We start from the raw sequence: 11,595 nt of genomic DNA on the forward strand, positions 1-11,595 counted from the left end.
TGGGTTTGATGTGTATAAATGAATGACGAATTATCAACACAGCCTATACAGTGTCTACATCTAAAACCATCCAGATTATGTTCAACTAGATCAAATTGTTATTTTCAATCTCTACACATTTGAATTGAAATATCATCAACAAACAATACGCGCTACAGCGTTTTAGCCCCGAGGTAGATATGAAAAAAATAGTCGCCTTTTCTAGCCTTGCCGTTTTTGCACTTTTAACCGCATGTGCCACCACGCCAAATAATTCTCTTGCCATTCAAAAAGAAAACAACCTATATGAAGTCACAGGTTTAGGTAAAAGTAATATTATTGCCAAAAATAATGCAATTACAGCTGCCAATAAAACCTGTGGTACTCGTGCCGCTCCAGTCTTGGTTGATGAAAAAACATCTTATAACGGCGCACTCAAAGGTGTAGTCGATGAGCAAACGGGACAAATGATTCAGGCGGCAGCAACTGTTTTAGGTACAATTGCGGGACGTAATACTGATATTGCCCGTGATGATGATTATCAAACTGTGCTGACCTTTAGATGTCAGGCAAAGTAAATTATTACAGCACGACATAAGAAGCAAATAAAAAAAGTCGCTCCACTGAGAGCGACTTTTAAACTAAGAACAGCAGGATTTAAACTAAAAAATAGCTTAAATGAGTAATTAGCAATAACCATCTAAACGTGTTAATGGCAATTTTTGACCAATGGCTTTTTCAATTTCTGGTAAATAGAACGCATCATCTTCCGACAAGAAGCTAATACTCACACCACGTGTACCTGCACGACCTGTACGACCAATACGGTGCACATAATCATCTGACTGTTCAGGCAAAGTGAAATTCACCACATGCGAAACACCATCGACATGAATACCACGCCCTGCAACGTCTGTTGCAATCATGATGTTATGTTTGCCATTTTTAAACTGATCCAGCATTTTTAAGCGTTTGTCTTGGGCAATTTCACCTGACAACATCACCACTTTATAGCCATCACGCTTTAAATGATCATAAAGCTTACGCACCTGATCACGCCGATTGGCAAAAATCATGACTTTTTCAATCGGCTCATCACGTAAAATTTCTTCAAGCAATTTGTATTTATCGGTTTTGGCAACCATATATACCCGTTGCTCAACATCGGCATTGGTTTTCTTTTCAGGTTCAATTTCGACTGTAACAGGTTCAAATAACCACTGTTGAGCCAAGTTCAACACATCATAACTAAAAGTTGCCGAGAACATTAACGTCTGACGCTGTTCCTTACGCGGTGAATAACGCACAATACGTTTTACCGATGGAATAAAGCCCATATCCAGCAAGCGGTCTGCTTCATCAATCACTAAAAACTCAATCTGATCTAGCCAAACTTCTTTTTGTTCTACAAAATCAATCAAGCGCCCTGGTGTCGCAACAATAATATCGACAAAGTTTTTATTGAGTTGTGACTTTTGCTTATCAAAGTCTACACCACCCAACAAAGTCACCACATTTAAGTCGGTAAATTTGGTTAAGTCTTTTGCATCACTTTCGATTTGCAAAGCCAATTCACGCGTAGGCGCTAAAACCAATGCACGTGGTTCACCACGATAACGCTGTCCTTGAATTGGGTTATTCAATAAATCGTTGATCACACTAATTAAAAAGGCAGCAGTTTTTCCTGTACCTGTTTGCGCACGACCAATGGCATCATGTCCAGCCAAAGTAAATTTTAAAACCTTTTGCTGAATTGGCGTCATTTCCTTGAAACCCAAAGCATCAATAGCCTGTTTCAATTGCGGATGTAAATTTAAGGTTTCAAAACCAGATGACATAAATATGTGCTCGAACTTATACAGACAAAAAACTGACCTATTATAAACAGAAATACAAATAAAAAACGCCCCAATCAGGATTGGAGCGTTTTTTTAGAATAATCGAGTGATTAGTCTAATGGCTGTACTTCTTCAGCTTGGAAGCCTTTTTGGCCTTTTACTACGCTGAATTCAACACGTTGGCCGTCACGAAGTGAACGGTGGCCGTCACCTTGGATCGCACGGAAGTGAACGAATACATCGTCGCCGCCATTGCGTTGGATAAAGCCAAAGCCTTTAGTGTCGTTGAACCATTTAACTACGCCTTGTTCACGAGCTGTCATAAGTTAATCCTCATTGATTAAAAAGAAGGACCACCCGGTGTTGCAAACAGCAGAGCAAACAAAGTTTAAAAATATTTTTATTTCTAAGCTTGTAATCATTCTGTATAACTATTAACAAAATCCCGGTTACATCCATTTGTAATAGGGCGACAAACAACGATTGTCTATCTAAAATCCTAAATACGCATCGAGCTTAACACGGCTTTATGACAATTAATAGATTTTTTTTGATTTATCTTGTTCAGTTTGAAACGAGTTGAACAAATAGAAAATTTTTATTTCTGTTAAGTGACTTAGCACAATTTTGATCTATAAATTTTATTGCAAATATCTCGCAAAATAAGCCAATTCTCTTGCCCTTATGCGCAGTAAGCCGCGCAATGAATAGCCCCGATGCTTCAGATGAAATTTATTTGGGATTTGTGAGCGAATTTGCTAGTATGATCATTCTGTTTTTTAAGGCGAATTTTTACTTCAATGCTGTGTGATGCTGAACAACCTATCATAGTGATTGATGCCATGGGACAACCTTGTCCTATGCCTTTATTGATGCTGAAACGTGCCCTTAAACATTCAGATTCTGCACGGTTTTTATTGAAGTCATCTGATCCGCACAGCCAGCAAGATGTGGCGCGTTATTGTCAGTTACATCAATACAGCTGTGAAGCAAGCCAGATTTCGGCAACAGAGTTTCATTATGTGATTGATGTTGCCAAGCCAAAATCATCGCAATAAGTGCATCTATTTGATTGTTCATTTGTTTTAATGACTTAATATTCGCCGCTTATTGCTATAAAGATTTACATATCTACACCAATTTTACTTATTTAAGTAGAATATTGGCATTAAGATAAAGACATCGGTTATTTTACCTACCCAATCCTATAAGGAGATCTCATGAGTGACAGCAGCAATCAGTTGATGCCCCTGTCATTATCTGCACCAGGGGTAAACCTCGGGGCTTATATTAGTACTGTTAACCAAATTCCTATTTTAACGGCTGAACAAGAAAAAGAGTTAGCCGAGCGTTATTATTACGATCAAGATTTAGACGCGGCCAAAATGTTGGTCATGTCGCATTTACGTTTTGTGGTGCATATTGCACGAAGTTATGCGGGCTATGGTTTACCGCAGGGCGATTTAATTCAGGAAGGCAACTTGGGCTTAATGAAAGCCGTGAAACGCTTTGACCCGAATATGGGCGTGCGTTTGGTGTCATTTGCCGTGCATTGGATTAAAGCTGAAATTCACGAATATGTTATTCGTAACTGGCGTATTGTTAAAATTGCCACCACCAAAGCACAGCGTAAATTGTTCTTTAATTTGCGTAGCCTCAAAAAATCTAGCAAAAAACTGACGCTTGAAGAAGCACAATCTATTGCCAATGACTTAAATGTAACTGCAGAACAAGTCTTGGAAATGGAAGGTCGTTTAACCGCTTATGACGCAGCTTTTGAAGCACAGGGCGATGATGACGATGAAGGTTCAACTTATGTTGCACCTGCATTGTATTTGGAAGATAACCGTTACGACCCTGCACGTTTGGTCGAAAACGAAGACTACGAAGAACAAAGCACTTCTGCCCTACATGAAGCCATGGAGCAGTTGGATGATCGTTCACGTAACATTTTGCAGCGTCGCTGGTTAGATGATGATAAATCGACCCTGCATGAATTGGCAGCAGAATATAATGTTTCAGCAGAACGTATTCGTCAGCTCGAAAAAAATGCCATGGAAAAAATTAAAGTGGCAATGTCATCAAACTAAACTGACACTCTCAAGATGAATACAAACACATCGAAAAATAAAATTGGGCAAACTGCCCTTTTTTATTGTCTTGGATTTGTACAACCCACATACGGGCAGGCAATTCTCAGATTTTCCCAAGCTTAAAAATGTGCTAAGGTTAAGCGCAAAATTAAATAGGTCAATTTGCGTATGTGGATTGCAATTTCTGCCTTGAATTTAGCGGTTGCGGTATTACTTGGTGCATTTGGTGCACATGGTTTAAAAGCCCGTGCAACTGAGGTTCAATTGGGTTGGTGGCAAACTGCAACAGATTATTTTTTCTATCATGCTCTTGGACTTTTGGCATTAGGCATCTTAGCTAAAGTGATTCCACAACTTCCCATTAAAGCCAGTTTTATTCTAATCCAACTGGGTATTTTATTTTTCTGCGGTTCACTTTATATCATGGCATTGGACATTGTACGCGGCTTGGGCATGATTACCCCAATTGGTGGTGTGCTCATGATTGCGGGCTGGCTAAGCTTAGCGTGGCAAGCCATGAAATATGCTAAATAAAGCTCAATTGTATTTTGTAATTTTGAAGATGGATTCACGGTCATGCAAATTTATCTGAATGGCGAAACACAACAGACCTCTCACACGACCCTGTTACAACTGATTCAGGCATTAGATTTAGAAGGCAAACGTTTTGCTGTGGAGCAAAACGAAAAAATTATTGCCAAAAGCAAACTTGCCGAAACCCCTATTTGCGATCAAGACCGCATTGAAATTATTCATGCCGTTGGTGGCGGCTAAACTCGGAGCACCCATGCAAGATACCTTTAAAATCGGTTCACGTACCTTTAATTCACGTTTATTGGTGGGTACGGGCAAATACAAAGATTTAACCGAAACAGATTTGGCGATTCAAGCCAGTGGCGCAGAAATTGTTACGGTTGCCATTCGTCGTGTAAACATTGGGCAACATCCAGATCAGCCAAACTTACTTTCCGTAATTCCACCAGAAAAATACACCATTTTGCCAAATACAGCAGGCTGTTTTGATGCCAACAGTGCCGTGCGCACCTGCATGTTGGCGCGTGAATTGCTAGATGGTCACAACCTCGTCAAACTAGAAGTTTTGGGCGATGAAAAAACCCTCTACCCAAATATCACCGAAACTTTAAAAGCTGCGCGCACGCTAATTGACGATGGTTTTGAGATCATGGTCTACACTTCCGATGACCCGATTGTGGCGCAAGAATTGGAAAGTATGGGCTGCGTGGCAATTATGCCATTAGGTAGTTTAATTGGTTCAGGCTTAGGTATTCTTAACCCGCATACCATTTCGATTATTAAAGAAAATGCCAAAGTACCTGTATTGGTAGATGCAGGTGTGGGTACTGCCAGTGATGCTGCGATTGCAATGGAATTAGGTTGCGATGGTGTGCTGATGAATACTGCAATTGCAGCAGCACAAAACCCAGTGCTAATGGCATCTGCGATGCGTAAAGCAGTAGAAGCAGGACGTGAAGCTTATTTGGCAGGACGTATGCCACGTAAGCGTATGGCGAATGCCAGCTCACCTGAAACGGGTTATTTCTTTAAATAATCATTAGGGTCTTTTCCAAGTCCGACAACTCAAATAAAAAGACGTTAAGTGTTAACTCAACGTCTTTTTTATTATCTGATTCTGGCAAGTAAAAGCCGATTAAGGAATCAAGCCTTCATCACGCATAGCAATTTGTACCGACTGACGCGCAGCAACTTTATTACGGATTTCAACCACATGGCTATACGGAGTTAAATCATGCTCAATATAGTTTGACCAATTAGTGATAACAAACAAATACGCATCGGCTGGACCAAAGTTATCATCCACCAAATATTCATGGTCTGATGATGCAATCGCTTGATCAATATAAGTCAACAAGCGATCAATTTCTGCATAGGCTTTTTCTTTGGCTTCTGCATCTAAAGGCGCGCCAAAAAATACTGAGTAAGCGTCATGTAATTCAGAGTTTAAATAACCCAACCATTCCAATACTTTAGCACGACCTAAACCAGATGGCGGAATTAAATCCTGTTTAGGGTCTTGCTGCGCTAAAAATGGCAATAGCGCTACGTTTTCCGTCAAAATTAAACCTGGGTTAATTTCTAAAGCAGGTACATAACCTTTAGGGTTAATTTCATAATAATCGGCACCCTTTTCTGTTTTATGGGTTTTTAAATCTACACGCTCAATATCAAAATCGACATTCACTTCATTTAAAATAATATGTGCTGCCAAAGAGCATGCGCCAGGTGAATAATAAAGCTTCATATTTGATCCTTGTTATATAACTATCTCTGTTGTAAATCGCTTGTCACAAACTTGCAAGTGATTGAACCTATAAATTGCAAAAAAGCGTAAATGTCTTAAAAAGCCCTTACGCTTTGACTATCCTGCAAAAGACAGGCTTTTTCAAGTCTGTTTTGCCTGCTTTTTTATCTCTAGATGTTTTAACATACAGCCCTTTAAAGTTTCATGAAATTGAGATTGTGATTAGCCTGAAAAAAGAAGAATGGTTTTCCAATATCCGCACCGATGTTTTGGCAGGTTTAGTGGTGGGTTTGGCATTAATTCCTGAATCAATTGCCTTTTCGGCTATAGCAGGCGTCGATCCGCAAGTCGGCTTATATGCATCGTTCTGTATTGCGGTCACGATTGCTTTTTTTGGTGGGCGTACTGCCATGATTTCTGCCGCGACAGGCGCTATGGCATTACTGATGATTACCCTCGTCAAAGAACATGGTTTGCAATATTTATTGGCTGCAACAGTACTCACAGGGCTGATTCAGGTTGTGGCAGGTTATTTTAAAGTTGCCAAACTGATGCGTTTTGTTTCGCAATCGGTGGTTTATGGCTTTGTAAATGCTTTGGCGATTTTAATTTTTGTGGCGCAACTGCCTGAATTATCGAAAATGGATAGCTTAGGCTATTTATTTGTAGGATTAGGTTTAGCGGTAGTCTATCTGTTTCCATACATTCCTAAAATTGGTAAAAGCATTCCCTCGCCTTTGGTCTGCATTATTGTGCTGAGTGTGGTTGCTTTATTACTTGGTGCAGATATGCGTACCGTAAGCGATTTGGGACAATTTCCCGACACGCTGCCTATTTTTCTAGTGCCTGACATTCCACTGAATTTTGAAACTTTATTTATTATTTTTCCTTATGCCATGACCTTAGCCACAGTCGGTTTACTCGAAACCATGATGACCACTACGATTGTCAATGAAGCCACAGGCACAGAAGCAGATCGGCATCAGGAATGTCGTGGTCAGGGTTATGCCAATATTGTTAGTGGCTTTATGGGCGGTATGGCAGGCTGTGCCATGATTGGGCAATCTATTATCAACGTCAGTTCTGGGGCGCGTACACGGCTATCTACACTTACAGCAGGCGTATTTTTGCTGTGCTTGGTGGTTTTTCTCAAAGATTGGTTGGCATATATTCCTATAGCAGCCTTGGTTGCGATTATGATTATGGTGTCATTCACGACTTTTAACTGGGATTCCATCCGTAATTTTAAAAAGCATCCGAAACAAAGCAATATAGTCATGTTAGCTGTGGTGATTGTGGTGTTAGCTACCCATAACCTTGCTTTGGGTGTTTTTGTTGGCGTACTGCTTTCTGCTTTATTTTTGGTGAATAAACTGGAAAGTGAAGTTAAAGTCAGCTCATTTTTATTAGGCGAACATACCCGCCAATATGTGATTTCAGGGCAAATTTTCTTTAGCAGTTCAGAAAAGTTTTATCAGTTTTTTGATTTTTCAGAAGATATTAGCAATGTCACCATCGACTTAACGCATGCACATATTTGGGATATTACCTCTGTAAATATGCTGAATAGCGTGGTGAACAAATTTAAAGCCCAACAAATTAAAGTGCATATTATTGGATTGAATGAGGCCAGTCATACCTTAATTGATCAATACAGTACCCATTCGTAATTATTGTATTAAAATACCGTTGATGATGTTAAATGCTGAATCTTAATGATTCGGCATTTTTTATGCTCAAAAGATGCAGATGTATCGCAATCTTGCACGGCGCTGCGAAAAACAGCGAAAAAATTTGACTTCAATGGCTCAGGACTTAAAATACCGCATTCGAATTTATTAGATTTGCCAAAATTATGTCGAACGATCAATTAGACCAGCACGTTGTCGAGCTGGACAACCTCAACGAGCATCGTGAAATTGTAACGTTCATGCGCCGTTCTTCACCATTGAATACGTCACAACGTAGCGCCTTGGAACAATACGGCGACTTAATTTTGGAATATCCTGTTGGCGATTTACGTCAACATTTTGAACACCCTGAACGCCCGCTTACAGTAGAAATTGGTTTTGGGATGGGGCGTTCTTTGGTACTTATGGCGCAGGCCAATCCTGAACGTAACTTTGTCGGGATTGAAGTCCATATTCCAGGGATTGCACAGTGCGTTTATGAAGCAGGTACAGCAGGTTTAAGCAACTTACGTGTCTTAGATGCCGATGCAATTCAAGTGCTACGTGAAATGCCAGACAATAGCATTGATACGGTACAGTTATATTTCCCAGACCCATGGCAGAAAAAACGTCACTTCAAACGCCGTTTTGTTGCTCATGAACGCATGGAGTTGGTAGAGCAAAAATTAGTGTTAGGCGGTACGTTCCATGCAGCAACCGACTGGGAACCATATGCAGAATGGATGCTAGATGTATTAGACAACCGTCCACGTTTAGAAAACTTGGCGGGCAAAGGCAATAGCTACCCTCGTCCTGAATGGCGTCCACAAACTAAGTTTGAACGTCGCGGAATTGAAGCAGGTCATAAGATTAATGATTTTATCTTCAAGAAAATTAACTAATTTCTGCTAGAAAAGAATGCTTCCACTGGGAAGCATTTTTTATGTGAACTCGTTTTATCTCATCAAATGGCTAAGATTGATGCCGCTCTAAAATCTGGTGGCTCATAAGCGCATAAACTTCGGCAAGTGCATGTTGCTGCCCTGCTGCCAACAAGTCCTGATGCATCTTTAAAATATTTTGATCGCCACGCATAGCAGGCCCTGTTTGCATGTGACGAGGCTCATTTTGTGTAGCTTTGTGCGCAGTTTCCAAAATTAAGGGGTACAGCAAGCTGAAATCCACTTGTTTTGCATCAACCACCTGTTTGGCCATGTCATAACAATAATTACTAAAATTACAGGCGAATACGGCGGCTAAATGTAAACTCAAACGCTGTTCTGAAGTATAAGCGTAAACACAACTGCTTAGGCTATTTGCCAAATTGAATAAAACCTGTTGATCTTCAGAAAATGCAGCTTCTATAAATAATGGCGTTTGTGACCAATCAATTTCACGTTCCAAACTAAAAGTTTGTAATGGATAAAATACCCCAGAACGCGCATGATGTTGTTGCAAAACATCTAACTTGGTACTGCCTGAAGTGTGCACAACCAAAGCATGGCTTAAATAAGGATGAATATCCTGAATCACCTGTGCAATGGCCTGATCACTTACAGCAATAATCACCAAATCAACTTCTGGCTTTAATTCAGAAACTTGCGCAATTGCTGCTGCACCAACTTGCGTAGCCAAGTGCTGTGCCTTGTCCAAACTGCGACTATAAATTTGCACAATTTGATGCTGTGCTTTTAAAACATAGGCCAAATGGTGTGCAACACGGCCTGCACCAATCAAACTAATACGCATAATATTTTCAGATAAAATAAGATGAAATAATCTGCACACAGCATGCCAATAAAAAAAGGACGAAGCAATTCGTCCTGATGTTTTTTGTTTGATATTGAATAGATTTAGAATTGACGCAAAGTTAAAATCTGCTCACTACGTCCAAATGGCCCTTGAGTATCATGCAAAACTGCACTCGTTAAGCCAATACCATCTTCACCATATTGTTGTGTTACTTCCAAGCCTAGCCATTCGCCTTGCGGTAAACGGTGTAAATGCATTTGCAAATCTAAATTTGGAAAACCCCAACCCGCATTCGGGTCTAAACGTGGCACTACGCCATTGGCGGTATCCACCATCCCCAATAAACGCACAAAACTAGATGTGCTTTGATTTTCAACCATATCCAATTGGTTTCTTAACCAAACGATGCCCTTACCTGCACGACGATCTAAATGCGCACGGGTTTCAATGCTTTGAATATAGCCGCCCGGCCAACAACGCATGCCATCCCAATCGGGCAAATATTCAGGGTTTTCTATCGGTAAATCTTCCAATCCTGCAATTGCGCGTGTATCTGAGGTTTTCATTTTCCATGCACGCGCCACAATACAGGTTTTTCCTTCAGCACACATTTCCGCTTCAATCAGCTCAATGGTTTTACCCGGTCGAATCATACGGGTGGTGATACTAAATTCACCAAAGGCAATTAAGCCAAAAATATCTAAACCGACCCGACCAATTCGCATATCATCACGCGGCATAAATTGCTCAAGTTCTGCACACAAAATACCCGTTGCAGGTGCCATGTGTTGTTCATGCGGATTCCACGCGCCTTGTGCATGAATGTTGCAACGATAGTGCGCAGTACAGCCACCATCGGCATGTTGTTCACGTTTGAGTAAAGTGTAATATGCTGACATTTTTTCTCTTTCCCTGATCTAACTTTTCTTGTGCGGATACTTTTACTACAAAGATTACTGACTAAATAATGTTATTTATCAACTATTTCTCTGCAAAAAAACCATAATAATTCATAAGTTGACAATATGTTTTACACTGACGAAAACCCACTTGAGTAAGCAATGCTGCCTGCGCATCTGCCATAATTAAATGAAAATCATCGGCCAGTCGTGCAAGCATTTTTTCCGCTTGAGTCGTAGTTAAACCACAATCCAAAGCCAAATTCTGCATCCAGCGCAGTTCTATATTTTCAGTCTGCTGCATCAGATCATAGCTTAATAAAATCGCTGTAGGTTTTAATGTTTGGTAAATATCTTGAAAAAATAATGTTTTTTCTGCGACTGGCACAAAATGCGCCACCAAAATCGCCAATGCCGCATCAAACTGCAAATTTTCAACCTGCGCTTGTTGGGCAAATTGGTGGGTATCTGCCTGTATAAAACGTACTCGCTCATGCCCTGCCACAGACTGAATGTTTTTTTCTGCCTGCTGTAACATGCTTAAAGATGGGTCGATGGCCGTAAATTGCCACTGTGGATGTTGCTGCAGTAAATACTGCAACTCATAGCCTGTGCCACACCCCACCACTAAAACTTGTGCTGTTTCGGGCAAATGACTACTTAAAATTGCATTGATGTGTTGATGTACCAATTCATATCCGGGAATGAGTTTCCGAATATGACTGTCATAGCCTGCAACCACAGTTGCACTGTGAAAATCTTTTGCCATATCACATGATTCTTCTTTAATTTACTGACATTAAATATCTGAGTCTTTTTCAAGATCTGCTTAAGCCACAGCCATTGCATCTACCGACAATTCCGAAACGGTTGGCTTGGCACGTTCAGGCACTAAGCCTAATTTTTGGAACAATTGTTTGTCTTTGCCTTCGCCTGCGTTTGGTGTGGTCAAAAGCTTTTCACCTGAGAATAACGAGTTCGCACCTGCCATAAATGCCAACGCCTGATCTGAATCAGATAATGATTCACGCCCTGCAGATAAACGAATATAGCTGTTTGGCATGATAATACGTGCAACTGCAA

General features: G+C 40.5%; 14 protein-coding genes and 1 pseudogene. 8 read left to right on the top strand and 7 right to left on the bottom strand.

Annotated elements, in window-relative coordinates; all coding sequences use genetic code 11:
* Positions 1-179 precede the first annotated feature (179 nt).
* On the top strand, positions 180-557 hold the full coding sequence (locus tag FTV41_RS10920; RefSeq protein ID WP_004971490.1) for a hypothetical protein: 378 nt from the start codon (positions 180-182) through the stop codon (positions 555-557).
* A gap of 108 nt (positions 558-665) precedes the next feature.
* On the opposite strand, the gene rhlB is transcribed toward FTV41_RS10920, so the two are convergent.
* Complete coding sequence (gene rhlB, locus FTV41_RS10925; RefSeq protein ID WP_004971493.1) at positions 666-1,817, bottom strand: ATP-dependent RNA helicase RhlB; 1,152 nt, start codon at positions 1,815-1,817, stop codon at positions 666-668.
* Between the two features lie 110 nt (positions 1,818-1,927).
* Positions 1,928-2,140, bottom strand: a complete 213-nt coding sequence (locus FTV41_RS10930; RefSeq protein ID WP_004648643.1) for a cold-shock protein — start codon at positions 2,138-2,140, stop codon at positions 1,928-1,930.
* Between the two features lie 477 nt (positions 2,141-2,617).
* Here FTV41_RS10930 and FTV41_RS10935 point away from each other — a divergent pair, with 477 nt between their 5' ends.
* From FTV41_RS10935 to FTV41_RS10955, 5 genes are all read left to right on the top strand, one after another.
* The gene (locus FTV41_RS10935; protein WP_179996549.1) at positions 2,618-2,875 is read left to right on the top strand and encodes a sulfurtransferase TusA family protein; all 258 of its coding nucleotides are present in this window, start codon (positions 2,618-2,620) and stop codon (positions 2,873-2,875) included.
* Positions 2,876-3,037: 162 nt separating this feature from the next.
* A complete protein-coding gene (gene rpoH / locus FTV41_RS10940) occupies positions 3,038-3,907 on the top strand; it encodes an RNA polymerase sigma factor RpoH (RefSeq protein ID WP_004971496.1) in 870 nt (289 codons plus the stop codon).
* Between the two features lie 171 nt (positions 3,908-4,078).
* On the top strand, positions 4,079-4,444 hold the full coding sequence (locus FTV41_RS10945) for a DUF423 domain-containing protein (protein ID WP_179996550.1): 366 nt from the start codon (positions 4,079-4,081) through the stop codon (positions 4,442-4,444).
* A 42-nt stretch (positions 4,445-4,486) separates the two neighbouring features.
* Positions 4,487-4,684: a sulfur carrier protein ThiS gene (gene thiS / locus FTV41_RS10950; RefSeq protein ID WP_104851805.1), complete on the top strand. Its 198-nt coding sequence runs from the start codon at positions 4,487-4,489 to the stop codon at positions 4,682-4,684.
* A gap of 13 nt (positions 4,685-4,697) precedes the next feature.
* A complete protein-coding gene (locus tag FTV41_RS10955) occupies positions 4,698-5,480 on the top strand; it encodes a thiazole synthase (RefSeq protein WP_004971502.1) in 783 nt (260 codons plus the stop codon).
* A gap of 99 nt (positions 5,481-5,579) precedes the next feature.
* Here the strand turns inward: FTV41_RS10955 and FTV41_RS10960 are convergent, their stop codons facing one another.
* The gene (locus tag FTV41_RS10960; protein ID WP_131261343.1) at positions 5,580-6,191 is read right to left on the bottom strand and encodes a glutathione binding-like protein; all 612 of its coding nucleotides are present in this window, start codon (positions 6,189-6,191) and stop codon (positions 5,580-5,582) included.
* A 218-nt stretch (positions 6,192-6,409) separates the two neighbouring features.
* Between FTV41_RS10960 and FTV41_RS10965 the strand changes: the two genes are divergently transcribed.
* Together FTV41_RS10965 and trmB are read left to right on the top strand one after the other, a co-directional pair.
* Positions 6,410-7,861 carry a SulP family inorganic anion transporter gene (locus FTV41_RS10965; RefSeq protein WP_179996551.1) on the top strand — a complete coding sequence of 484 codons (1,452 nt, stop codon included), beginning with the start codon at positions 6,410-6,412 and terminating at the stop codon, positions 7,859-7,861.
* Between the two features lie 185 nt (positions 7,862-8,046).
* Positions 8,047-8,763, top strand: coding sequence for a tRNA (guanosine(46)-N7)-methyltransferase TrmB (trmB, locus tag FTV41_RS10970; RefSeq protein WP_004971514.1), 717 nt, complete (start codon positions 8,047-8,049; stop codon positions 8,761-8,763).
* 70 nt (positions 8,764-8,833) lie between these two features.
* Here trmB and FTV41_RS10975 read toward each other — a convergent pair whose 3' ends face one another.
* The 4 genes and pseudogenes from FTV41_RS10975 to FTV41_RS10990 all read right to left on the bottom strand — a co-directional run.
* A complete protein-coding gene (locus tag FTV41_RS10975) occupies positions 8,834-9,610 on the bottom strand; it encodes a Rossmann-like and DUF2520 domain-containing protein (RefSeq protein WP_179996552.1) in 777 nt (258 codons plus the stop codon).
* 104 nt (positions 9,611-9,714) lie between these two features.
* Positions 9,715-10,512: a thioesterase family protein gene (locus tag FTV41_RS10980; RefSeq protein ID WP_104851802.1), complete on the bottom strand. Its 798-nt coding sequence runs from the start codon at positions 10,510-10,512 to the stop codon at positions 9,715-9,717.
* An 82-nt stretch (positions 10,513-10,594) separates the two neighbouring features.
* Positions 10,595-11,281 carry a class I SAM-dependent methyltransferase gene (locus FTV41_RS10985; protein ID WP_004971520.1) on the bottom strand — a complete coding sequence of 229 codons (687 nt, stop codon included), beginning with the start codon at positions 11,279-11,281 and terminating at the stop codon, positions 10,595-10,597.
* Between the two features lie 60 nt (positions 11,282-11,341).
* Positions 11,342-11,595 (bottom strand): annotated as a pseudogene (locus FTV41_RS10990) (biotin synthase); the annotation flags it as partial.

Origin of the sequence: Acinetobacter sp. YH16051, from assembly GCF_013417135.1 — a bacterium.
Taxonomy (GTDB): Bacteria; Pseudomonadota; Gammaproteobacteria; order Pseudomonadales; family Moraxellaceae; genus Acinetobacter; species Acinetobacter towneri.